Origin of the sequence: Curtobacterium sp. MMLR14_002, from assembly GCF_001864975.1 — a bacterium.
GTDB classification, from domain to species: domain Bacteria; phylum Actinomycetota; class Actinomycetes; order Actinomycetales; family Microbacteriaceae; genus Curtobacterium; species Curtobacterium flaccumfaciens.
Genome location: NZ_MJGT01000072.1, coordinates 32,530 through 54,626 on the forward strand (window position 1 = coordinate 32,530; position 22,097 = coordinate 54,626).

Consider the following 22,097-nt stretch of genomic DNA (forward strand, 5'->3'; position numbering starts at 1 on the left):
GCGCACGTTCCTTCCCATACCGGCCGCGATGGCGAGTGGAATCGGGCGTACCTGGTCAGAACTTCCGACCAGGTACGCCCGATTCGACCAGGTACGCCCGAAACCGCCCGCTCAAGTCGGCAGGTGCACCGGCTCGGTGTCGGGGAGGGGGCTGGCGTCACGGCCGCGCAGGTCGGGCAGCCAGCTGCGCATCGCCAGGGGGAGCAGCACGCCCAGGCCGGCCATCACGGCGCCGACGGTGAAGCCGCCGACGGGGCCGCTGCCGTCGATCAGGAAGCCGGCGATCGCCGAACCGCCGGCGGCACCGATCAGCTGGCCGGTGCCCATCCAGCCGTAGGCCTCGGCCGTGTCGGAGAACTTGACGGTGGCGGAGACCGAACCGAACATCACCGCGAGGGCCGGCGCGATGCCCACACCCGCGATGACCAGGGCGAGGCAGAGCCACCAGAAGCCGGTGCCGCCGAGGGCCAGGGTGAGGCCGACGAAGACGACGGCCATGCGCGTCCACAGGGTGTTGCGGGAGATGGGGCGGTGGCCGAACGCCAGGCCGCCGGCGAGCGAACCGACCGCGAACACCGCGAGGACGATGCCGGCGTTCGGGCTGCCCTCGCCGAAGACGCTCGTGACGCTCGCCTCGACCGCGGCGCACGCCCCGATGAGCAGCAGACCGGTCAGGGTGGCGACGACGACCGCGGGGCGCTTCAGCACGACACCGAAGGCGCGCTTCGAACGGGGGATGCGGACGCGGCCGAGCTCGGGGGAGGCGATGAACCACGCGCCGCCGACGACCAGGAAGACCATCGCGACGACGATCGCCTCGACCGTGCCGACCTGGGTGGCGACGAACGTGGTGATGACCGGGCCGGCGACCCAGATGAGCTCCTGCGCGCTGGCGTCGAGGGAGAAGAGGGGCGTGAGCTGCGCCGAGGTCACCATCTTCGGGTAGATGGTGCGCACCGCCGGCTGCACGGGCGGGACCGCCAGACCGCCGAGGAACCCGACCACCACGTAGCCCCAGAGCGGCATGACCACGAACGCGATGACCACCATGCTGATCAGCGCGACGATGCTCGTCAGGATGAGGACGGGGCGCATGCCCCAGCTGCCCATCCACCGGCTCGTCAGGGGGCCGGCCAGCGCCTGCCCGATGCTCGTCGTCGCGAGCACCAGACCCGCCGCGCCGTAGGAGTCGAACACGTGCTCGACGTGCAGCAGGTAGGCCAGCGACAGCATGCCGAACGGGAACCGCGCGGTGAGCTGTGCGGCGATGACACGACCCACGCCAGGGGTCTTCAGGAGGGGCCCGTACGTACTCACGAGACGAGTGTACGGACCGGCCGGACGGGGGTGTCCCCCGTCCTGGGGAGGGGCGGTTCGCGACACGCCGAGGCGTTGATTCCACATCTGTGGATCGGGACTGTCCACCGGTGTGGGGAAGTGTCGGTGGTCGGGCGCAGACTGGCGGAAACTCGGGCCTCCCGGGAATCCACAGACTGTGGAGGACGTTGTGGAGAACTACACGGCTGTAACACTTCCTCTAGTGGTCGGTGCTGCGGCTAGCCACTAGATGTAGTGTGGAGGCATCGCAGCGGCCCCTCCCGGACACGACTGCGGACAGACATCAGCACCACCTCCACAGCACAGCAGAAACCAGTAGGAACCAGGGGAGAACATGGCCGTCACCGTCTACACCAAGCCGTCCTGCGTCCAGTGCACCGCGACGTACCGGGCCCTCGACAACAAGGGCATCGAGTACGAAGTGCACGACGTCTCCACGGACGAAGCAGCGCTCGAGCACGTCAAGAGCCTGGGCTACATGCAGGCCCCCGTCGTCGTCACGGACGACGACCACTGGTCGGGCTTCCGCCCCGACAAGATCGCGACCCTCAGCGCCGAACTGGCGTAGTCGTTCTGCGGGCCCCGAAGGGGCCCGCAGGCAGGGCATCTCGGGAGGCGCGACTCGCCTCTCCTGGCCCGTCCGGTCCGCCTGTCCGCACCTTTCCACGAGGAGCGCACCATGAGCCGATTGGTCTACTTCTCGAGCGTGTCCGGGTACACCGCGCGCTTCGTCGAGAAGCTCGGCCGCGACGCGGACCGGATCCCGCTCTACCCGAGCGAACCGTTCCTGCACGTCGACGAGCCCTACGTCCTGGTCCTGCCCACCTACGGTGGCGGCAACGGCGAGGGCGCAGTCCCCAAGCAGGTCATCAAGTTCCTCAACGACGCCCACAACCGCTCGCTCATCCGCGGCGTGGTGGTGGGTGGCAACACGAACTTCGGCGAGGCGTACGGCCTCGCAGGGGACGTCATCGCGCAGAAGTGCAACGTCCCCCTTCTCTACAGATTCGAACTCTTCGGGACCCCTGACGACGTGTCGGCGGTCAACTCAGGATTGGATGCATTTTGGACGCAGCAGTTGCAGACGTCGATCTGACGTCGCCGCAGACGGGGATGGACTACCACTCCCTCAACGCGATGCTCAACCTCTACGACGCGGACGGGAACATCCAGTTCGACAAGGATCGTGAGGCCGCCAAGCAGTTCTTCCTGCAGCACGTCAACCAGAACACCGTCTTCTTCCACAACCTGAAGGAGCGGCTCGACTACCTGGTCGAGAACGAGTACTACGAAAAAGCCACGATCGACATGTACTCGCTGGACTTCATCCAGCGACTCAACGACCTGGCGTACTCGAAGAAGTTCCGGTTCCAGACGTTCCTCGGCGCGTTCAAGTACTACACGAGCTACACGCTCAAGACGTTCGACGGCAAGCGGTACCTGGAGCGCTTCGAGGACCGCGTCGTCATGACCGCCCTCGGCCTGGCCCAGGGCAACGAGCAGCTCGCCATCGACCTGGTCGAAGAGATCGTCGCCGGCCGCTTCCAGCCCGCGACCCCCACGTTCCTCAACACTGCGAAGGCACAGCGCGGCGAGCTCGTCTCCTGCTTCCTGCTCCGCATCGAGGACAACATGGAGTCGATCTCGCGCGGCATCAACTCCTCGCTGCAGCTCTCGAAGCGCGGCGGCGGCGTGGCCCTGCTCCTCTCCAACATCCGCGAGGCCGGCGCCCCGATCAAGCAGATCGAGAACCAGTCCTCGGGCATCATCCCCGTGATGAAGCTGCTGGAAGACTCCTTCTCCTACGCGAACCAGCTCGGTGCGCGTCAGGGTGCCGGCGCGGTCTACCTCAGCGCCCACCACCCGGACATCATGAAGTTCCTCGACACCAAGCGCGAGAACGCCGACGAGAAGATCCGCATCAAGACGCTGTCCCTCGGCGTCGTCGTGCCGGACATCACGTTCGAGCTCGCGAAGAACAACGAGGACATGTACCTGTTCTCGCCGTACGACGTCGAGAAGGTCTACGGCGTCCCCTTCGGTGACGTCCCGATCTCCGAGAACTACCGTGCGATGGTCGACGACTCGCGCATCAAGAAGACGAAGATCAAGGCGCGCGACTTCTTCACGACCATCGCCGAGATCCAGTTCGAGTCGGGCTACCCGTACATCGTGTTCGAGGACACGGTGAACAAGGCCAACCCGATCAAGGGTCGGATCAACATGTCCAACCTGTGCTCCGAGATCCTGCAGGTCAACACCCCGACGACCTTCAACGAGGACCTGTCCTACAAGGAGATCGGCAAGGACATCTCCTGCAACCTCGGCTCGCTGAACATCGCGCTGACGATGGACTCGCCGGACTTCGGCAAGACCATCGAGACCGCCATCCGCGGCCTGACCTCGGTCTCGCAGATGTCGCACATCACCTCGGTGCGTTCCGTCGAGGACGGCAACGACAAGTCGCACGCCATCGGCCTCGGCCAGATGAACCTGCACGGTTACCTCGCTCGTGAGCGCGTCTACTACGGCTCCGAAGAGGGCATCGACTTCACGAACATCTACTTCTACACGGTGCTGTTCCACGCCCTGCGTGCGTCGAACAAGATCGCGATCGAGACCGGCGAGACCTTCGACGGCTTCCGCGACTCGAAGTACGCGTCGGGTGAGTTCTTCGACAAGTACACCGACCAGACGTGGACCCCCGCGACCGCTCGTGTTGCCTCGCTGTTCGACAACGCGAACATCACGATCCCGACGCAGGACGACTGGAAGGCGCTGAAGGCGTCCGTCCAGGAGCACGGCATCTACAACCAGAACCTGCAGGCCGTCCCGCCGACCGGTTCGATCTCGTACATCAACCACTCGACGTCGTCGATCCACCCGATCGCGTCGAAGATCGAGATCCGCAAGGAAGGCAAGCTCGGCCGCGTCTACTACCCGGCGCCGTTCATGACGAACGACAACCTGGACTACTACCAGGACGCGTACGAGATCGGTGCCGAGAAGATCATCGACACGTACGCAGCGGCGACGCAGCACGTGGACCAGGGCCTGTCCCTGACGCTGTTCTTCAAGGACACCGCCACCACGCGTGACATCAACAAGGCGCAGATCTACGCATGGCGCAAGGGCATCAAGACGATCTACTACATCCGTCTCCGCCAGCTCGCGCTGGAGGGCACGGAGGTCGAGGGCTGCGTCAGCTGCATGCTGTAGAGCTGCCGCTCTGCTCCCTGGAGGCGCGGTGCCAACCCGCACCGCGCCTCCAGTCCGTCACTTAGTCACCATCTCTGTAAGGAACACACGTTGGTCGAGAAGCTGAAGCTCATTGATCGGGTCCAGGCCATCAACTGGAACCGCATCCAGGACGACAAGGACGTCGAGGTCTGGAACCGTCTCGTCAACAACTTCTGGCTGCCCGAGAAGGTGCCGCTGTCGAACGACGTGCAGTCGTGGAACACGCTGACGCCGGCCGAGCAGACCCTGACCATGCGTGTGTTCACCGGTCTGACCCTGCTCGACACCATCCAGGGCACCGTCGGCGCCGTGTCGCTCATCCCCGACGCGATCACCCCGCACGAGGAAGCCGTCTACACGAACATCGCGTTCATGGAGTCGGTGCACGCCAAGTCCTACTCGTCGATCTTCTCGACCCTCGCGTCGACGCGTGAGATCGACGAGGCCTTCCGCTGGTCCGAGGAGAACCCGAACCTGCAGAAGAAGGCGTCCATCGTGATGGACTACTACCAGGGCGACAACCCGCTGAAGCGCAAGGTCGCCTCGACGCTGCTCGAGTCGTTCCTGTTCTACTCGGGCTTCTACCTGCCGATGCACTGGTCGTCGCGCGCCAAGCTCACGAACACCGCCGACCTGATCCGCCTGATCATCCGTGACGAAGCCGTCCACGGGTACTACATCGGGTACAAGTACCAGAAGGGCCTCGAGACCCTCACGCAGGCCGAGCGCGACGAGCTCAAGGACTACACGTTCTCGCTGCTGTTCGAGATGTACGAGAACGAGGTGCAGTACACGCAGGACCTCTACGACGAGGTCGGTCTGACCGAGGACGTCAAGAAGTTCCTGCACTACAACGCCAACAAGGCGCTGATGAACCTGGGCTACGAGCCGATGTTCCCGAAGAACATCACGGACGTGAACCCGGCCATCCTCTCCGCCCTGTCGCCGAACGCGGACGAGAACCACGACTTCTTCTCGGGCTCCGGCTCGTCCTACGTCATCGGCAAGGCCGTGAACACTGAGGATGAGGACTGGGACTTCTGATCCTGGTCTGACTCGATGGGGACGCCCCGCTGGCTTCGGCTGGCGGGGCGTTCTCAGTTGACGGACACCGTCGCCGGTGCGGCCGGATAGCGGTCGCTCATCGAGATTCGTTTCGGACGGGCTATGTGAGACGCGAACGCCGTCATGTGCGTGCCGCGGGAGGCCGTCTCCGCTGAGGGACCGGCTAGCGGGACGCGATCTGCGGCATGCTTCAGGCATGCCCCAAGTGAAAGCACCCGCTCGAAGAGGTTTGGCGCTCGTTCGAGTCCTTGCAGTGTGCGCGCCGCTCGTTGGGGCGGCAGCAGTCATCTTGGGCATCGCGCAAGCTCGATCCGGAGACGCCATCGGCTACCTACTTGTCGCGCTGGGCGCCTTAATGTTCCTGCTCACGTACTACTTCATCCGAATCATCCGGATCGTTCGCCGCTGAGCCATCCTTCTCCGGGCACCGTCTGTCTCGGTTACTTGCGAGATCGGTCGTTGCGCGACCACGAGAAGAGCCAGCCTGCGAGCAGCATCACGGCACCCACAAACGAGAAGATGACGCCGGCTCCCAGGTTCCATCGGCCTGCAAGCAGGACGACGCCGACCACCAGCACGATGCTCCCGACGAGCAGGTTGTACCGCGCGCGGGCTTGCCGATCATCGTCGCCGGAGGACTTCACCGCTCGAACGCTACTGGCGCAGCCTGACGTTCGATAGCCGATCGGCTACCGGACATGGGGTCCTGATCATCCCCTAGCCTTCGGAGTGGTCTTGCTCTGTGTCCTCAACTGTTTCCGCGGCCCATCGCCGGTAAGCGCGGTCGATGCGCTGCTTGACCCGTGCATCAGGGGTGTTGTCGGTGATGTGCGAGTAGCTCATGGCGATGGGGATGATGATCCGGTGCTCGTGTCCTCGCCTCGAACGTATGACTGTGGTGCCCTCTTCAATGCGGAGCACATCACCCCGAGGGATCCGTCTTCGCGAGATGAGTCCGGTCAGTATGAGCTCGGCCGGCGCGAACTCGACCTTCAGTGCCGAGAACCGCCACCACATCAGGGCGAAGAGAGCGGCGACGATCCACATGGGCGCCGCGTCCTCGATCACCAGCGCCGAGACAGCGCAGAACACGGTGAAGGCAACGAACCCTACAGCGAGGATGAGCCTCGTGATCGGGGTGAACCGTACGACTCGGTCCGTCATGGCCGGTGACTCCGTTCAGGGAAGGCAAGTCGGGCGGTCTGTCACCGGCGGCCATCAATAGGCTGCTCCGCCCCGCGGCCACAGGCCACAGGCCACAAATGTCGTAGAGCTCCTGCTCGCCCGGTTGCACACGCTACCGAAGTCCGGATCACTACCGGACGCCGCGCATGTACGTGATAGCGCGGACGATAGCGATCACTGCAAGCACGAATCCGGCTGCACCGAGCAGGGCGAACCAGAGCCGAAGGCGCTCGTCGGATGCGAACCCGAGTAGGGATGATGCCAAGACGAGGACGCCTACGATCGCTGGGGACCACAGCTGCCAGGTACTACGTTCTGGTCGTCGTGGGCGCGATGTGGTCATGATGCGCACGATAGTCGTGGTCCGGTCGCGCCGCGTCCCGAATGACCATCGGCTATCGAGACGCCGCAGCACACCGTCCGACCGAGCCTGCACAGAGCACTGGCGGGAATCCGGTTCCCCGGACTCCCGCCAGCGAGTCACCGCTTTGCGGCGCTTGTTACTTGCTCTTCTTGTGCGAGGTCTGCGTGGTGCTGGGGTGCGACTTCGCGTGCTTCGACGTCACGTACTTGCCAGTGATCGAGCTTCGCGACGAACCGCTGCTGCTCTTGCCGGACTTGGCCATGACTCCGCGCTCCTTCCTGCCGCGAACGAGCGGACGGTCCGCCCTCTTCGACACCGCTATGGTCCCGCCATGGGAGCGCATGTAGTGCTACGACACGCCGCCTACCACTACATGTAGTGTTCGGCGGGTGGCGATGGTGGATGACGCGGTACCTCCGGTAGCGCTCAGAAGCCGCCAGCTGCGCGCACCTGGTAGTGGTCCTCGAGTGCAGAGACCTCGTCGGCAGTCAGGTCGATGTCGACGGCCGCGGCAGCGTCGTCGAGGTGGTGGGGCTTGGTCGCACCGATGATGGGTGCGCTCACGACCGGGTTGTTGAGGACCCAGGCCATCGCGATTTGAGCCATGGGGACGTTGCGTGCTTCGGCGATCTTCTGAACGGCGTCGATGACGGGGCGGTCACGTTCGGTGTCGGCGAAGAAGGTGTTCCCGACCGGGTCGTCGGAGGAGCGCTTGGTCTGCTCGCCGGCGGGACGGGCGACGCGGCCCTTCGCGAGGGGGCTGTAGGGGATGCTGCCGACGCCCTGGTCGGCGAGGAGCCCGAACATCTCGCGCTCTTCCTCGCGGTAGAGCAGGGAGTACTGGTCCTGCATGGACACGAAACGGGTCCACCCGTGCAGGTCCGCGGCGTGCTGCATGTTGGCGAACTGCCACGTCCACATCGCGGATGCGCCGATGTAGCGGGCCTTGCCGGCCTTGACGACGTCGTGGAGGGCTTCCATCGTCTCTTCGATCGGCGTCTCCGGGTCGAAGCGGTGGATCTGGTACAGGTCGACGTAGTCGGTGCCGAGACGGGTCAGTGACGCGTCGATCTGCTGCATGATCGCTTTCCGCGACAGGCCGGCGACGTGCAGCCCAGGCCCGTTGCCGGGCTTGTCGGAGAAGTGCGCCTTCGTTGCGAGGACGATCTCGTCACGGTTGGTGAATTCCCGGAGCGCTTCGCCGACGATGCGTTCGGAGTCGCCGTAGGAGTAGACGTTGGCGGTGTCCCAGAACGTGATCCCGAGGTCGAGTGCCTGCCGGAAGTAGGGCAGGGCGTCGTCCTTGGGGAGGGACCACTGGAGGTGGCCGCTGGCGGGGTCGCCGAAGCTCATGCAGCCGAGCGCGATGCTGCTGACTTTCAGGCCGGAGTTACCGAGGCGGGTGTACTTCACGGGTGGGTCCTTTCGATGGGCAGGGCGATCCCGGCCGATGGGGCCGGATCGTCGAGCGGGAGCAGTGAGGAGCGGGCGAACCCGCTGCGGTCACTGGGTCTTGGTGGGCTCCGCGGCCGTCGGCTTGCTGGCGGCCCAGCTTGCGAGGACGCGGAGGCGTTCCTCGGACACGGACGCGGGTTCGGTGACGTAGGTGATGATCGTGACGTCGGGCTCGCTGGCGAGCGTGAGCGCTTCGCCGGTGACCTCGACTTCGCCGACGGTGGGGTTGTGGAGGGTCTTGGTGGCGCTGGTGTGCAGGCGGACGTTGTGGGAGGCCCACCAGGTGCGGAACGGGTCGCTGCGGGTGCTCAGTTCACCGATCAGGTCGGTGAGGGACCGGTCGAAGGGGGTGCGGCCGGCTTCGATGCGGAACGCGGCGACCATGTCTCGGGCGACCCGTTCCCAGTCGTCGTAGAACTCCTGTGATGACGGGTCGAGGAAGAGGTACCGGGCGATGTTCGCCGGCTCCTTCCCGTTCGGCACCAGGCCTGGCATGAGTGCTGCGCCGAGCTGGTTCATCGCGATGATGTCGGTGCGGCCGTTTCGGGCGTAGGCGGGCAGGTCGCTAATCCCGTCGAGGAGTCGTTGCACCCGGGCGCTGGCGCGGGAGCGCGTGGTGCGCTTGGGGGCGGGGCGGGTCACTGCGTTCTCGGCGTTCGCGGCGCGGGCGAGGTCGAACAGGTGCTGCTCTTCGGACTCGTCGAGCTGCAGGGCGCGGGCGACGGCGTAGAGGACGGACTCGGAGACGCCCGCGAGCTTGCCGCGTTCCATCCGGTTGTAGTACTCAGCGCTGACCCCGGCAAGGGTTGCGACCTCTTCTCGCCGGAGCCCCTTGACGCGCCGCCCTGTCGCAGAGGCGGTGAGGCCGACCGCTTCGGGGCTGATGCGGGCGCGGCGGGTGCGGAGGAAGTCGCTGGCCTCGGTTCCGGTGTCCATGTTCGTCAGCGTAGGCGGGCCCGTGACGGTGGAACAGACACTGCCAGTACACCAAACAGCGCGGCCTGTTCCCCGCGCGGAGAGCGCTGTTCTATGGGATCACCGGCCGAACCGCAGCCGCTCCCGCTTCCTGGAAGGAACGCTCATGAGCACCATCCCCACCGTCACCTTGAACACCGGCGCGACGATGCCGCAGCTCGGCTTCGGCGTGTACCAGATCCCCGCCGACGAGACCGAGCAGGCCGTCACGGCCGCGATCAAGGCCGGCTACCGACTCATCGACACTGCCGCGTCCTACGGCAACGAGGAAGCCGTCGGCCGCGGGATCGCCGCCAGTGGTGTGCCTCGCGAGGAGCTGTTCATCACCTCGAAGCTGTGGATCCAGCGCCGCGGCGAGGAAGGCGCCCGCGACGCGATCACTGTGTCGCTGCAGAAGCTCGGCCTGGACTACCTCGACCTGTACCTGATCCACCAGCCGTTCGGTGACTACTACGGCGAGTGGCGTGCGCTCGAGCAGGCCCACAAGGACGGCCGGCTCCGCGCGATCGGCGTCTCCAACTTCGCCTCCGACCGCCTCGTTGACCTCATCGCGTTCGCCGACGTCGTGCCCGCGGTGAACCAGATGGAGACCAACCCGTTCCACCAGCAGGCTGACTACCAGGAGCTGCTGCAGAACGAGGGCGTGCAGCTCGAGGCGTGGGCGCCGTTCGCCGAGGGTAAGAACGACCTCTTCACCAACCCGGTCCTGTCCGAGATCGGTGACGCGCATGGCAAGTCCGTCGCGCAGGTCGTGCTCCGCTGGCTCGTCCAGCGCGGCGTCGTGGTCGTGTCGAAGTCGGTCAAGCCCGAGCGCATGCAGCAGAACCTCGACGTCGTCGACTTCGAGCTCACCGACGAGCAGATCGCCAAGATCGCCGAGCTCGAGGCGGGTGAGTCGCAGTTCTTCTCCCACGTCGACCCCGACATGGTGCGCTGGCTGACCGGCCGCGCCGAGGCGTAACCCGTCATGCCCGTCCAGCAGCCCACCCGCAGGCAGCTCCTGCGGATCGCCGCGGCCGGCACGATCAGCGCCGCCGCGGCCGGGCTGCTGGCCGCCTGCACCACCTCCGACCGTGAAAGCCGCACCGTGACCACACCCACCACCCCCGTACCGGGCAGCCCAGATCGAACGCTGCTGGTGTACTTCTCCCGCGCCGGGGAGAACTACTGGAACGGTGGACGCCGCACTCTCGACGTCGGCAACACCGAGGTTCTCGCGAACCTGATCCGCGACCGCATCGACTGCGACGTGTTCCGGATCGAAGCCGCTGACGCGTACTCGGATCGGTACGACCCCACTGTCGCCCGCAACGTCGACGAGCAAAACAGCGACGCGCGCCCGGCGATCGCCGGGAACCTGCCCGACCTCGCCGGCTACGACACGGTCCTGCTCGGTAGCCCCATCTGGAACGTGCAGCCGCCGATGATCATGGCGAGCTTCGTCGAAGCCGTCGACCTCACCGGCAAAGACCTCCGGCCGTTCGTCACCTACGCCGTCAGCGGCCTCGGCAACACTGCATCGTTCTACCGAGATCTCGACAGCGGAGCACGTCTCGGGACGGGTCTCGCCGTCCGCGGTGAAGATGTCCGCGGCGCGTCTGCGGGCACCGATGTCGATCAGTGGCTCCGCGCGGCCGACCTGGCATGAAAGGCAACACCATGACTGACCAACTCACCGTTCTCGTCGTCGGCGCCACCGGCAGCATCGGCCGCCACGTCGTTCAGACGGCGATCTCCGCAGGCCATCACACCCGCGCTCTCGCACGGAGTAAGCGCCGCGCGCAGGGCCTCGCCCTCGGCGCTGAAATCGTGCTCGGCGACCTGTCCGACCCGGCGACCCTCCGAGACGCCGTCAAGGGCGTCGACGCGGTGATCTTCACCCACGGCGACAACAGCAACGCCGAAGCGGTCAACTACGGCGCCGTCCGGAACGTCCTCGACGCGCTCGAGGGGCGTCCCGTCCACATCGCGCTGATGACCACCATCGGAGTCACCGCGCTCCGGGACAGTTCGGAGTGGAAGCGGCGGGGTGAACGACTCGTGCGCGCCAGCGGCAACGACTACACGATCGTCCGCCCCGGCTGGTTCGACTACAACGACGACGACCAACTCCGGATCGCACCCCGGCAGGGCGACACACATCAGACCGGCACCCCGGCCGATGGCGTGATCGCCCGCCGTCAGATCGCACGGGTCCTCGTGGAAAGCCTCACGAACCCGCCAGCCATCGGGAAGACGTTTGAGCTCGTCGCTGAACACGGCCCCGAACAGGCCGACCTCACCCCCATCTTCGACGCCCTCCCAGCTGATGCCTTCGACGTCGACCTGGATGGGGTGGGCGACTCAGCAAACCTGCCGCTGTCGATGGAGCCGGCAACGGTGCGCGCCGACCTCGACCGAATCCGCCGCGACCGCTGACGGCCCGCTTCACCATGGATCAACGGACACCCCCTGGCCCGCATGGCTCGGCCTGGTAGAGGATCGCGTTGCGAGACGAGGCGGACTTGGGAAGTCGGCGGATCCTCGCGCCATGAACGCTCTACTCATCGGGTACGCCCGCGTCTCAACCTACGAACAGGACCTCACCGCTCAACGCGTCGCGCTGGAACGGCTTGGAGTCCTCCCGCCCAACATCCACACCGATCATGGCCTGACTGGCACGAACAGATTACGACCAGGGCTGCGCGAAGCGCTTGCCTCCTGTCGTGACGGGGACACACTCGTCATCGCCAAGCTCGACCGGCTCGCTCGAAGCCTTCGAGACGCGAAAGACATCGTCGACGAACTCACCGCCAAGAACGTCAAGCTCAACATCGGCGGCTCCGTCCACGACCCGAACGACCCCATCGGCCGCCTGCTGTTCAACGTCCTCGCGATGGTGGCCGAGTTCGAGTCCGACCTCATCCGCGCGCGAACGCGCGAAGGCATGCAGATCGCGAAAGCGAAAGGCCACCTCCGCGGCCGGCAACCCAAACTCAGCCCCGCGCAACAACGCCACCTTCTCGAGGTCCACGAAGCTGGCACGCACTCGGTCGCCGAAGTCGCCGAGTTGTTCGGTATTGGACGCGCAACCGTCTACCGCTGCCTCGAATGACAAGCGCACCCCAACCGCTAAGTCCTCAGCTCCGCTCTCAGACGCAGGCGTCCGAGAGCGGAGCCTCACCCGCGATCAAAACCATCGAGGGTCCCGCGTGGGGGGTTCGAGCAAGCACGACCGGTGAACGTCCGGCTTTCGAACGCCTTCGACCCGATGTCGCTGCGTTTCGCCGAGGTCGCGGCGCCTCATGAGTCGGACCCGCAAGCAGTAGTGTCGGCAAACGTGAGTACGCGCCGGCGCAGGTTCCCGACCGAACTCGCCCTGCCGTTCGCGGGGATCGGACTCGGTATCGCCGGAACACTAGGGAACGGGGGCGACGCGGTCGGCCTTCTCTGGTCGCTCGGCGGTGCACTCGTCGTCCTCGGGATCTACTTCGGCATCCTGGCCGCGTTCGTCGGAGTGCTCGAACGACGCGCCCGAGCTGCTGAGCTCGCCGATCCTGCATCGGTGCAGCTACTCGGATTCCTGACAAAGTCGGGTCGCGTCGCCTTCGGCCTGCCGCCGTCGAACCTGGTCCGTAACATTGTGCTGATCGGTCTCACCGGGGACAGCGTGCGGGTCCAGACTCGGACGAGGTCGATTGACGTCACCACGCCCTGCTCTTCCGCGCGTGCAATCGACTTCGACGTGAATGAGGGCGTCATCGCCGCGGGGCTGCGCTTCAAAGGCGGTATCGAGATCGACTGCGGCATCGGTACTGTCCGCATTGCGATCATGCCGCGAGGGCGTGGCGGGACCGGCTTTGTGAGCCGTGCAGAGGTCGACCAGATCCTTTTAAAGCTCGAGGTGAATACGGGCTCCTGAGCCCCTCACCGCCCGATCGAGGATCGGCCAATGAGACGTTAGCCGGCCACCCGATGCACGCCGCCGGCAGCCTGACCGGACAGCTCAATTCGGCTGTGCTGCAAAATGGACGACGGTCGCAGCGAGGGCAAAGAGGGCGACGATGGTGAGGATCGCCCCTGCTCCAGACATCCACGCGCGACGACGGGCACGCCGACGGCGTTCAGCAACCGACACCCAAACCACTGTGCTGACGACGGCCGCGATCGGGAAGCCAATGTAGGCGACCGTTCCGGCGGCGTAGTTGCACCCCCCAGCACTGCACGCGTCGAAGGCGAACATCGAGAGCACGACGCCGAACCAACCGACAACGAGCATCGGCAGGCTCAGACCGAACAGCGTCAGCGTGACTGCTAGATCCTGCCAGCCTGCTGGAGCCTGGATCGAGTGCCTGCGGCGGTCAGGAGCCCCGAGCGGGAAGAGCTCCTCATCGATGTCGTCCTGCCTCATGGCCTCAAGTGTGCCGTGGAGCACCGCTAGGCTGCCTGCCACTTTCGATCAAAGGGCCAGGCAGTCCCGAGTTGGTCGAGCTGACGCGGGCGTTGTGTGTCGAGTACCCCAGTGTCTCGCTGGATATCTTGCAGACCTACAGACGCCAACCCACTGGCCCGTCTTCGCCGGCGCTCGCATCAAGGCGTCTCGAAAGTCAATCGTCGTGCGAGACAATGTGTCCGCCGTTACGTTGAGCTGGTGAATCCGCCGAAGTATCCGCGCCCCGTTTGCGTGGTTCATGGTGATCGCAGCCAGTCTTCTGCTCGCGCTCGGACTGCTGTGTGCTGAACGACACGTTCCGCCCGCTCCCGGACCAGGTGCGACGCAGCCTCGGCCTCCTCGACAACGACGACCACTTCGCGTGGCCCGTCTTCTCCGCGCCGATCGACGACCAGACGTGGCGCGCCGGCCCGCAGTCCGTCATCGACGAGTACGGAAACTCCTACCTGCAGGCCGGTGCCACCGCGGAGGAGATGAGCGTGGAGCTGCGCCGCCGCGAGGACGACGGTGAGTACCGCTTCTACATCGTCGGCCGTGACCACGACCTCACCGAACCGCTCACCGAGACCATCGACGTTCAGGCTGCGCACGAGCCTCGGCATCCTGCCGAGCTGTTCACGGCCGACCAGGCTGCGCCGGTGTTCATGCACTACGTCGAACACCAGACAGTCCCCGACGGCTACACGCTCCGTCTCATCGCCGACATGGAGAAGGTGGTGACGCCACCGTCGCGTGTCCGCGACCGTGTGCCGGACAGGAGGCGCGGTGCCAGCTGGCACCGCGCCTCCTGTCCGTTGCTGCTCACGCGACCGCGTGCAGTCACGCAGCCAACCGCGTCCGGCCAGCCCTGGGCTGGGGATGGTGCTGGGGCCGGATCACCCGAGGGCGCCGCCCCAGAAGTTGCCACCGCCGAACACGACCTTCACCGGCACGGCCTGCGCTCGGTCGGTCACGTACCGGTAGGCGCCGCCCGGACGTCCGAGCCACAGCACCTGCGCGGTCGTTGTGGTCGTCGCGACGGTCCGGAGCTCCACCACGTACTGCCCGGAGGGGATCTGGAACTGCGCCGTCTGCTCGCTGTCGAGCAGCGTCGAGAACCGTGTCGAGAACGACGCACCGGTCGTCGCGTTCGTCACCGTGACGGTCGCACCGCTCAGCTGCGCCGACGGGCTGCGGGACGCCGAGGCCGCGTAGACGACCAGGTCGTAGTCGCTGTGTGCGTAGTGCCGTGACAAGGTCACTCGGGAAGCCGGGAGCGTTCCTCGCTGCTGGTACACCCGGGTCTTCCAGACGGCGGGCGACGCCGTTCCGCTGGCGTAGGCCTCGATGCGGTACTTCCCGGTGCTCAACCCGACGAACCGGTACTGGCCAGCGCTGTCCGAGGTCGTCCGGAACACCTGCGAGGTGTCCTCGTTCCAGGCGTACATCAGGCGTCCGGCGGCGGGTCCCGTGGGGCCGACCACACCGCCCTGCACGGTGGCGCCGATCACGAGCGGCACGGTGACCGCGACTGTGGAACCGCCACGGACGGCGATGCCCGAGCGGAGTCCGGGGGCGTAGGTCTCGTTTCCGTGCGGCGGGAGCTGCCGCGTCGTCACCGTGACGGTGTCCGGTGCGGGGATGCCGGTGAACGTCGCGGCGCCGTCATCGTCGGTGGTGGCGTTCCCGACGACGACGTCGGTGCCGATCGCTGCGAGTTCGACGTCCGCCAGCCGGATCGCGGTGCCGTCCGGCGTTGCGAGCTGCACGGTGATCGTTCCGGATCCGGCCGCAGTCGCTGGTGGCGCGAGGCCGATCAGCGCACCTGCTGCCAGCGCAACGACCAGCGTCGTCCCCGTGATCAGTCGCATCGTGTTCCCCGATCGTTGGCCAGCCGTGCGTTGCCAGGGACTGTACGCGCACGGCGGGCGGGCGGCGGGGCAGGCACATCGCAGCAGCGGTCACGCGGAAGCCGTCTCGGCTTCGACAGGCGTCACGAGGTCCGGGTCGTACCGATCGCCCAGACGCGGGGCGGTTCGGCACCGTTGACGGCGTGGTCACCGATGATCCGCGCCTTGAACACCCACGGGTTGTGGCTGCCGGCGGTGCGAGCGTTCCGCCAGTGCCGGTCGAGGTTCTTCGTCGTGCTCACCCCGGACGCCGCGAGCGCGTCGAACAGGTGCGATGTCGCCGTCGTCGCCAGGGTGGTCAGCGCCACCTGGGCCTGCGCGGTCGCGAGTTCGGCGCGGTCGTTGCGGCGCTCGTCCTCGGCTGTGTCGAGCCCGGCTCCCTCGTACGCACCCTGCAGGGCTGCGGCGGCCCGGTCGACGATGGCGGTGGCGGCGAACCCGGCCGCCGACACCTCGCCGACGACCTGCAGGATCTGCGGGTCCGCCGCGAACGTGTCGGCGTTGCCGTGGGAGAAGACGCGGGTGCGGTTGCGGACCTCGCGCGCGATCTCCCGCTCGGCTGCGAGGACGGACCCGGCGAGGACGCTCAACAGCACGCCCTGGTAGAACGCCGTCTGGTACTTGAACCGCTCGTCGAAGGGGATCACCGCGTCGGCCTGCACGACGGCGTCGTCGAAGGTGCTGGTGCCGGAGCCGGTGGTGCGCTGCCCGAACCCGTCCCAGTCGTCGGTGTGGGTGACCCCGGGCTGGTGCGCGTCGACGATCGCGATGACCCGCTCGCCGGTGTCCGTCCGCTCGGCGTAGGTGTCGATCCAGTCGGCGAAGATGCTGCCGGTCGAGTAGTACTTCTGCCCGGTGATCCGGAACGTCCCGTCCGGCTGCGGCGTCACCTTCGTGATCACGTCGCCGACCTGCACCGACCCGACCTCGGTCCACGAGTTGCCGGCGATCTCACCGCGGCCGAAGCGGTCCAGCCACACCTCACGTTCCCCGGACCGGGCGACCAGCCGATCCTCCACCAGTGCGAAGTGGCCGCGGAGCGCCTGGGGGATGTTGCTGTCAGCGGCGGCGAGTTCGGTCAGCAGGCGGAACAGCTGGGGCAGGGTCGCCCCGGCTCCGCCGTGGGCGACGGGGACGCGGACGGCGCCGAATCCTGCGGCGGCGAGTTCGCGGATCTCCTCGAACGGGAGGCGGTGGTCGCGTTCGCGCTCGGACGCGCCGGCAGCGATGCGGTCGAAGATCGGACGGAAACGGGCGAGGAGTTCGTCGTCGGCGCCCTCGTCGATCGTGCTGTCGGCGGTCTGGTTGCTGATGGTCACGAGGACTCCTTCGTGCTCTGGGCTGCTACCTGTCGCGTTGTGTGGCGCCGGGTGGTGTCGATTCGTCCGGTGTGGGCGGACAGCCCGACCAGATGTGCGCCATGGCGAGACTGTGACATCGCCGAACGCCCGCGAGAAGGGTTGTGTCGATGTGTGTCAGAGGGTGACTTCCCATGACACGTGACCGCGCAGCGACGAGGTGGGGGTTCGCAACAGCCTCATTGCGGTGCTGCGCGTGTGTGATGGCCGCGGAGCCCGTCCGACGAAGAGGGGCATGCTCTTCCGAGAAGCCCGCGTATGCCGCGCTCACAGAAGCGCGCGTCAATGAGGGAACACGCGCTCGCCAGAGGACTGGCCGCTGCCTTGCTTGGTGTGGGCGATAGCCGTGGTCTCGGCGCCGTTCACTCCGGTGGCGTTCAGGCTGGCGGTGTCGTCCCTGCGCCCTCGGTGTCGTCGGCACCCGCAAGACCTGTCCCAGCCTGATCGAGGTTCTCGTGTGGGTCGCCCATGTCCCCGGTTGCAGCGCCGGCGCGGGACAGCCCGAAGTGTTTGCGGACGGCGTTCGCCTCGGCGGGCGACAAGGTGCGTCCGGCTCCGAGGGACGGCGCGTCCTTGATCGCGTCCTTCGTGTACCCGACGTGCACGTCCGTGCCGTCGAACGTGGCGTCGTCGGCGGGGACGAGCGCTTGGTGTCGCCCGAGCAGCCCGGTCGCGACACAGACGTAGGCCGCACTGCCGTCCTCGTCGGAAGGGAACACCTGCACGACCTTGCCGACTGATACGCCGTTGCGATCCCGGACAGTCGCACGCTCGACCTGGTGGATGACGCCCTTGGTGATCATGCACGTAGTCAACGCCCTCGAGTCTGACGCTTCGCAGACGCCGTCCTCCAGGCCGGGGTGAGGACCTGTCCTTCGGGGGTCCGAGGCCGCGGTGGTCCGGTGAGTTCCTCGGACTTCCGAGCGGGATCATCGGGCGTGAACGATCGACAGCGGCTCAAACTACGTTCTGAGCGACTCGCTCCCGGACGACGTCCACGAGACGGAGGAAGTCAACGGGGATGCGGTGGACGTGGGGCGAGCAGAAGTGGTGAAGCCGATGGTCGAGCATTCGATTGGCGACGAACCGGCGGCAGCCGGGTGGCAGTTCAGCTCTGTCACCGTCAGGACCTGACGGTTCCGAGCGACGAGCTTCGGTGCCGACGGGGCGCCAGGCCTCAAGGCCGTTGGCGACCACGGACTGCGCACCTGGTTCGACGGCGGTTCCCTCGACGAGGGCTCCCAGTCGCTGCAGAACGTCGGGTACGCGACAACCGGCCAGCCCGAACTGCTGACGCAGTGATGACGCCGATCTCGTGGGATGCGAACCGATGAACGGGGACCAAACCCGCCCCCGATGGCATCGCATCCGCAAGGTAGACCGGTCGGTTCGAAACTGGTACACAGGTACTCCACACAACAGATTGGAGTTCGAAGATGAAGCTCAATACGAAGCTCGCCGGTTCGGCCGCAGCGATTGTGATCGGCAGCACGTTCCTGCTGGCGGCGCCAGCGCAGGCTGCGCAGACGTCCTACGAGCAGTCCAGCGCGATGGCAGAGGTCGTGGCGAACCAGGGTGCGCAGTCGATGGACTCTCAGCCAGAGCAGCGCGGAGTGGTGGGCGTGGCGAAGGCTCTGGCAGCCGGGTTCAAGGCGGCCACTGCGCCGCAGGCGGCGGGGAACGTCGCACGTCTCGCGAGCATCCTCGGTTTCGCCGCGGAGGCGCCGCAGCCTTCGGCGCAGCTCGAATCCGCCTACTTCGATCGTTGACGAGTACGAGGGGGCTCGTCGCTGCGGCGGGCCCCTTCCCTCCGGGGGAACAATGCAAAAGACCTTGATTGCAGCTGCTGGAGTGGCAGTCGCCGGAATCTTCGGCGCGTGCGCGCTCGTGCTGGCTGGTCCGGTCACGCCGGTGAAGTTCGACGTTGGTCCGGTAGCTTCCCTGCTGAATCCGCACCTCTCCCAGAACTGGCAGCTCTTCGCGCCAGATCCGATCAGCGACGAACGCGGCGTGGTTGCTCGCATCCGCTGCCAAGGCACGACGACAAGATGGACCGACATCTCTTCGTCCGCCGTCGCGCGGGCCCAGTCGTCGAGGTTCTTCCCGGATCGCGAGAGCCGGATCGTCAGCAACGCACTCGTCGAGCGCTTTGCGCAGGATGACATCAGCAAGCGGCTTGAGGCGAGAGACAAGGAAGACCTCGTGCCTCCCGACGTCAGCGCACAGCGACGTGCCGAGCGGGTGCTGGCTCGCTACGCGGCGCAACGGGTCCCATGCCCGTCTGCGCGTGATCTTGATGAAGAACCGTCCGCCGTGCAGCTTCGATACGTCGTCCAACCGCTGACGCCGTGGTCGAAGCGCGGCGACAGGTCAGCTCGTGCAGAGCCCCGCATCACGGACTCCGAATGGATCCCGTTGTGATTCGGACGCTCCGTTCCCGAGTCGGCGTCATTGTCGACTGGATGGTTGACGCGCCTCGTGCAACGACTGCACTGAGCCTGCTCAGGGCAGTCGTCGGAGTGGTGTCGACGGCGTTCTACATCAGGCAGTACGTGGGGCGATCAACGTTCTTCGGCCCGGACGGTGTCTACGGGCTCGAGGGCATCCGCGACTACACGGTAGGTATCGGGACCTGGAGCCTCTACGCCGCGACGGATTCGGCGGTGTACTTCGAGGTCGTCTTCCACATAGGCCTGGTGGTCGCGGTGCTTGTCACGCTCGGTGTGGCTGGCCGTCCCATCCTCGCTGTCCACTACGTGCTCCTCTGGTCGCTCTACATGGCGAACCCGGCGTTCATGGACGGTGGGGATGCCTTGGCCGCGACAGCAGTGCTCTTCCTCCTGCTGACCAGGTGCTACTCGGCGTTCACGATCGTCAAAGGACGTCGAAAGCGCGTGGCGGGCACGGGCGCGTCGGTCCTGAACAACACGGGGCTCCTGCTCCTGGTGACCCAGGTGACTGTGGTCTACCTCATGGCCGGGTTGTACAAGGTGCAGGGTGAGCTCTGGCAAGACGGCACGGCGCTGTACTACATCCTCAACGTCCCAGAGTTCTTCCTCCCGGGGATCACCCCGTTGCTCGTGCAGTCCGATTGGCTGATGGTGATCGGTGCCTACGCCACTGTCCTGACATCGGTGTTCTTCCCCGTACTCGTCTTTTTCCGCGCGGGGAGGCCTGTGGCTGTCACGGCGATGCTCACATTCCACCTGGCGATTGCCTTGCTCATGGGTCTGACGTCGTTCGCCCTCGTGATGGCCGCGTACGACCTCCTCTTCGTGGATGCCCACGTCGTGAGTCTCCACCGCCGAGCTCGGTCGTTGTGGGAAGGCGCAGTGGCCCGCCTTTCGGCCCGTTCTCAAGGAGGGACACGTGGCGCGGAATCCGCTTGAGAGCTCCGGACACTGGCGCGCGAGTCTTCGCAGGGCCGGCGGCTGGCGAACCGTCCGCGAGCCCCGTGGGCCGTACGCCGCCGCTTCGATGCTCGAGTGGGGGAGCATCACGAAGGGGCTCGTGGGCACGACGGCTTGGCTCACGCTCGAGGTTGAGCGACCGGTCGTGCACTACCTCCCCGGTGTTCCCGACGCCGAGATGACCGTTGCTGACCTCGTCCACCACACCTCGGGTCTTCCACGGCTTCCTGCCGCGATGCGCGACCGCCTGTTCGGCGACCCGTACCGAGAGGCCGTCGGGGTTCCGCTGGAACCAGTAGTCGCAGTGCCGGTCGCACCCCGAGGGCAGTTCGAGTACTCGAACCTGGGGTACGCCCTCCTCGGCGCGGTACTCGACGAGGTGCACGGCGACTGGTTCGCCGCCGTGCGCCAGCACGTCCTCGACCCGGCGGGGATCAGCTCTGCGGCGCTCGTGCCAGCTCCAGCAGACCGGGTGGTGCCGAAGCTCTTCGGTCGTGCCATCAAGCCGTGGGCGCTCGGGGAGTCGTCGTTCGCGGCGGCGGGGGGCGTCTGGTCCACGTTCGACGATCTCTGTCGCTACGCCGACTGGGCGCTCGAACCCGGAGCTGGGCAGTCCCGCACCGTGAGCTGGCAGCGGGAAGGGGCATCGACCTGGATCAACGGAGAGGTGCGAGCGGCAGGAGCGGTCATCGCCAACGCGGCAGGGCTCACCGCGGTGGTGCACACGCTCGCGAAGGCTCCACGCGCGGCCGACGCGATCGCCACGGCGCTCATCGAGCGGGAAGTGCGGGAGACATGCAACCGCTGATGAACGCACTGATGTCCAGCGCCCGTGGCAGACGCAAGCGAGAGGGGGTCTTCGCTGCCACCGCTGCTTCCTTCCCCGTCGTCATCGTGGTCGCGCTCACCAGCGCCTGGTGGGATCGGTTACCCGAACGGATCGCGACGACGTTCGGCCCGGACGGCAGCCCGAGCGGGTACGGAACACCGTTGGGAACCGCGATCCTGATCGCGGCGGTACAGGCGCTGTTCCTCGTGGCGGCGGTCGGCTCCGCTTTTGCTCAAGACCGGCGCAGAGGTCGCATCTCGTGTGCGGTCACCGCAGGGTTCGTTGCGGCGCTCGCGATGAGCTGGCTGATCATCGGGGGATTGGCGTCTTCGACGTTGAGTCCGACGGCTTGGTGGCTTCTCGCTTCGGTGCCCGTGTGGGGGTTCGTCCCGTACTGGTTGCTTTCCCCCGCGAGGGGCGGTGGAAGGTGACGCCACTGCCGGCGCGACCTGCCAGCCGGAGCGCAGCCGCGCCTCCAGGCCGGGGTGAGAGCCGCCCACGCGGCGGACGCAACACGAACGGCGGCTCTCCTCCTTCCGGAAGGGAGCCGCCGTGGT

25 protein-coding genes are annotated in these 22,097 nt (G+C 66.5%); 14 read left to right on the forward strand and 11 right to left on the reverse strand.

The features are described 5' to 3' along the window. Positions 1-111: 111 nt before the first annotated feature. Positions 112-1,317, reverse strand: coding sequence for an MFS transporter (locus tag BIU91_RS13570; RefSeq protein WP_071405882.1), 1,206 nt, complete (start codon positions 1,315-1,317; stop codon positions 112-114). Positions 1,318-1,672: 355 nt separating this feature from the next. Here BIU91_RS13570 and nrdH point away from each other — a divergent pair, with 355 nt between their 5' ends. From nrdH to nrdF, 4 genes are all read left to right on the forward strand, one after another. Next, positions 1,673-1,906 (forward strand): glutaredoxin-like protein NrdH, encoded by a 234-nt coding sequence (nrdH, locus tag BIU91_RS13575; protein ID WP_017886897.1) that lies wholly within the window; start codon positions 1,673-1,675, stop codon positions 1,904-1,906. Positions 1,907-2,017: 111 nt separating this feature from the next. Continuing rightward, positions 2,018-2,434 (forward strand): class Ib ribonucleoside-diphosphate reductase assembly flavoprotein NrdI, encoded by a 417-nt coding sequence (gene nrdI / locus BIU91_RS13580; protein ID WP_027465945.1) that lies wholly within the window; start codon positions 2,018-2,020, stop codon positions 2,432-2,434. A gap of 17 nt (positions 2,435-2,451) precedes the next feature. Beyond that, positions 2,452-4,557, forward strand: coding sequence for a class 1b ribonucleoside-diphosphate reductase subunit alpha (gene nrdE / locus BIU91_RS13585; RefSeq protein ID WP_110864196.1), 2,106 nt, complete (start codon positions 2,452-2,454; stop codon positions 4,555-4,557). A gap of 90 nt (positions 4,558-4,647) precedes the next feature. Beyond that, on the forward strand, positions 4,648-5,622 hold the full coding sequence (gene nrdF / locus BIU91_RS13590; protein ID WP_017886894.1) for a class 1b ribonucleoside-diphosphate reductase subunit beta: 975 nt from the start codon (positions 4,648-4,650) through the stop codon (positions 5,620-5,622). A 461-nt stretch (positions 5,623-6,083) separates the two neighbouring features. Here the strand turns inward: nrdF and BIU91_RS13595 are convergent, their stop codons facing one another. The 5 genes from BIU91_RS13595 to BIU91_RS13615 form a co-directional block, all read right to left on the reverse strand. After that, positions 6,084-6,287: a hypothetical protein gene (locus BIU91_RS13595; RefSeq protein WP_071405884.1), complete on the reverse strand. Its 204-nt coding sequence runs from the start codon at positions 6,285-6,287 to the stop codon at positions 6,084-6,086. Between the two features lie 73 nt (positions 6,288-6,360). Then, entirely contained in the window at positions 6,361-6,807 is a 447-nt protein-coding gene (locus BIU91_RS13600; RefSeq protein ID WP_071405885.1) for a hypothetical protein, read from the reverse strand. Between the two features lie 521 nt (positions 6,808-7,328). Next, positions 7,329-7,454, reverse strand: a complete 126-nt coding sequence (locus BIU91_RS19475) for a hypothetical protein (protein ID WP_290439507.1) — start codon at positions 7,452-7,454, stop codon at positions 7,329-7,331. A gap of 164 nt (positions 7,455-7,618) precedes the next feature. Next, positions 7,619-8,605, reverse strand: coding sequence for an aldo/keto reductase (locus BIU91_RS13610; RefSeq protein ID WP_071405887.1), 987 nt, complete (start codon positions 8,603-8,605; stop codon positions 7,619-7,621). Between the two features lie 90 nt (positions 8,606-8,695). Continuing rightward, positions 8,696-9,583 carry a helix-turn-helix transcriptional regulator gene (locus tag BIU91_RS13615; protein ID WP_071405888.1) on the reverse strand — a complete coding sequence of 296 codons (888 nt, stop codon included), beginning with the start codon at positions 9,581-9,583 and terminating at the stop codon, positions 8,696-8,698. Between the two features lie 154 nt (positions 9,584-9,737). Here BIU91_RS13615 and BIU91_RS13620 point away from each other — a divergent pair, with 154 nt between their 5' ends. The 5 genes from BIU91_RS13620 (at position 9,738) to BIU91_RS13640 (ending at position 13,523) form a co-directional block, all read left to right on the forward strand. Beyond that, positions 9,738-10,583, forward strand: coding sequence for an aldo/keto reductase (locus tag BIU91_RS13620; protein WP_071405973.1), 846 nt, complete (start codon positions 9,738-9,740; stop codon positions 10,581-10,583). Between the two features lie 6 nt (positions 10,584-10,589). Next, positions 10,590-11,270, forward strand: coding sequence for a flavodoxin (locus BIU91_RS13625; protein ID WP_084741273.1), 681 nt, complete (start codon positions 10,590-10,592; stop codon positions 11,268-11,270). 11 nt (positions 11,271-11,281) lie between these two features. Next, positions 11,282-12,040: an SDR family oxidoreductase gene (locus tag BIU91_RS13630; RefSeq protein WP_071405975.1), complete on the forward strand. Its 759-nt coding sequence runs from the start codon at positions 11,282-11,284 to the stop codon at positions 12,038-12,040. A 112-nt stretch (positions 12,041-12,152) separates the two neighbouring features. Beyond that, a complete protein-coding gene (locus BIU91_RS18240; RefSeq protein WP_084741275.1) occupies positions 12,153-12,716 on the forward strand; it encodes a recombinase family protein in 564 nt (187 codons plus the stop codon). Between the two features lie 123 nt (positions 12,717-12,839). Then, complete coding sequence (locus tag BIU91_RS13640) at positions 12,840-13,523, forward strand: hypothetical protein (protein WP_071405890.1); 684 nt, start codon at positions 12,840-12,842, stop codon at positions 13,521-13,523. A gap of 84 nt (positions 13,524-13,607) precedes the next feature. Here the strand turns inward: BIU91_RS13640 and BIU91_RS13645 are convergent, their stop codons facing one another. The 5 genes from BIU91_RS13645 to BIU91_RS13660 form a co-directional block, all read right to left on the reverse strand. Further along, positions 13,608-14,012 (reverse strand): hypothetical protein, encoded by a 405-nt coding sequence (locus BIU91_RS13645; protein WP_139196724.1) that lies wholly within the window; start codon positions 14,010-14,012, stop codon positions 13,608-13,610. A 278-nt stretch (positions 14,013-14,290) separates the two neighbouring features. Continuing rightward, positions 14,291-14,716, reverse strand: coding sequence for a hypothetical protein (locus tag BIU91_RS18580; RefSeq protein WP_139196726.1), 426 nt, complete (start codon positions 14,714-14,716; stop codon positions 14,291-14,293). Between the two features lie 213 nt (positions 14,717-14,929). Next, the gene (locus BIU91_RS13650; protein ID WP_171907841.1) at positions 14,930-15,802 is read right to left on the reverse strand and encodes a carboxypeptidase-like regulatory domain-containing protein; all 873 of its coding nucleotides are present in this window, start codon (positions 15,800-15,802) and stop codon (positions 14,930-14,932) included. Between the two features lie 224 nt (positions 15,803-16,026). Further along, positions 16,027-17,262: an acyl-CoA dehydrogenase family protein gene (locus BIU91_RS13655; protein ID WP_071405893.1), complete on the reverse strand. Its 1,236-nt coding sequence runs from the start codon at positions 17,260-17,262 to the stop codon at positions 16,027-16,029. A gap of 416 nt (positions 17,263-17,678) precedes the next feature. Further along, positions 17,679-18,104, reverse strand: a complete 426-nt coding sequence (locus BIU91_RS13660) for a hypothetical protein (RefSeq protein WP_071405894.1) — start codon at positions 18,102-18,104, stop codon at positions 17,679-17,681. A gap of 633 nt (positions 18,105-18,737) precedes the next feature. On the opposite strand from BIU91_RS13660, the gene BIU91_RS13665 reads away from it, so the two are divergent. Genes BIU91_RS13665 through BIU91_RS13685 form a run of 5 tightly spaced genes read left to right on the forward strand, consistent with a single transcriptional unit; the run spans position 18,738 to position 21,971 of the window. Further along, entirely contained in the window at positions 18,738-19,070 is a 333-nt protein-coding gene (locus BIU91_RS13665) for a hypothetical protein (RefSeq protein ID WP_071405895.1), read from the forward strand. A 52-nt stretch (positions 19,071-19,122) separates the two neighbouring features. Next, positions 19,123-19,722: a DUF5819 family protein gene (locus tag BIU91_RS18585; protein WP_139196728.1), complete on the forward strand. Its 600-nt coding sequence runs from the start codon at positions 19,123-19,125 to the stop codon at positions 19,720-19,722. Further along, positions 19,707-20,690 carry an HTTM domain-containing protein gene (locus BIU91_RS13675; protein ID WP_084741276.1) on the forward strand — a complete coding sequence of 328 codons (984 nt, stop codon included), beginning with the start codon at positions 19,707-19,709 and terminating at the stop codon, positions 20,688-20,690. Before BIU91_RS18585 ends, BIU91_RS13675 begins: the two co-directional genes overlap by 16 nt. Next, positions 20,671-21,519 (forward strand): serine hydrolase domain-containing protein, encoded by an 849-nt coding sequence (locus BIU91_RS13680; RefSeq protein ID WP_084741277.1) that lies wholly within the window; start codon positions 20,671-20,673, stop codon positions 21,517-21,519. The genes BIU91_RS13675 and BIU91_RS13680 overlap by 20 nt, the downstream gene beginning before the upstream one ends. After that, positions 21,519-21,971 carry a DUF1648 domain-containing protein gene (locus tag BIU91_RS13685; RefSeq protein WP_071405899.1) on the forward strand — a complete coding sequence of 151 codons (453 nt, stop codon included), beginning with the start codon at positions 21,519-21,521 and terminating at the stop codon, positions 21,969-21,971. The genes BIU91_RS13680 and BIU91_RS13685 overlap by 1 nt, the downstream gene beginning before the upstream one ends. The last annotated feature ends 126 nt before the right edge of the window (positions 21,972-22,097 follow it).

Excerpts from the sequence above, each read along its gene's own strand:
- nrdH (WP_017886897.1), top strand. The coding sequence starts at position 1,673 with ATGGCCGTCACCGTCTACACCAAGCCGTCCTGCGTCCAGTGCACCGCG.
- nrdI (WP_027465945.1), top strand. The coding sequence starts at position 2,018 with ATGAGCCGATTGGTCTACTTCTCGAGCGTGTCCGGGTACACCGCGCGC.
- nrdE (WP_110864196.1), top strand. The coding sequence starts at position 2,452 with ATGGACTACCACTCCCTCAACGCGATGCTCAACCTCTACGACGCGGAC.
- BIU91_RS13600 (WP_071405885.1), bottom strand. The coding sequence starts at position 6,807 with ATGACGGACCGAGTCGTACGGTTCACCCCGATCACGAGGCTCATCCTC.
- BIU91_RS19475 (WP_290439507.1), bottom strand. The coding sequence starts at position 7,454 with ATGGCCAAGTCCGGCAAGAGCAGCAGCGGTTCGTCGCGAAGCTCGATC.
- BIU91_RS13615 (WP_071405888.1), bottom strand. The coding sequence starts at position 9,583 with ATGGACACCGGAACCGAGGCCAGCGACTTCCTCCGCACCCGCCGCGCC.
- BIU91_RS13625 (WP_084741273.1), top strand. The coding sequence starts at position 10,590 with ATGCCCGTCCAGCAGCCCACCCGCAGGCAGCTCCTGCGGATCGCCGCG.
- BIU91_RS13630 (WP_071405975.1), top strand. The coding sequence starts at position 11,282 with ATGACTGACCAACTCACCGTTCTCGTCGTCGGCGCCACCGGCAGCATC.
- BIU91_RS18240 (WP_084741275.1), top strand. The coding sequence starts at position 12,153 with ATGAACGCTCTACTCATCGGGTACGCCCGCGTCTCAACCTACGAACAG.
- BIU91_RS13645 (WP_139196724.1), bottom strand. The coding sequence starts at position 14,012 with ATGAGGCAGGACGACATCGATGAGGAGCTCTTCCCGCTCGGGGCTCCT.
- BIU91_RS13660 (WP_071405894.1), bottom strand. The coding sequence starts at position 18,104 with ATGATCACCAAGGGCGTCATCCACCAGGTCGAGCGTGCGACTGTCCGG.
- BIU91_RS13665 (WP_071405895.1), top strand. The coding sequence starts at position 18,738 with ATGAAGCTCAATACGAAGCTCGCCGGTTCGGCCGCAGCGATTGTGATC.
- BIU91_RS18585 (WP_139196728.1), top strand. The coding sequence starts at position 19,123 with ATGCAAAAGACCTTGATTGCAGCTGCTGGAGTGGCAGTCGCCGGAATC.
- BIU91_RS13675 (WP_084741276.1), top strand. The coding sequence starts at position 19,707 with ATGGATCCCGTTGTGATTCGGACGCTCCGTTCCCGAGTCGGCGTCATT.
- BIU91_RS13685 (WP_071405899.1), top strand. The coding sequence starts at position 21,519 with ATGAACGCACTGATGTCCAGCGCCCGTGGCAGACGCAAGCGAGAGGGG.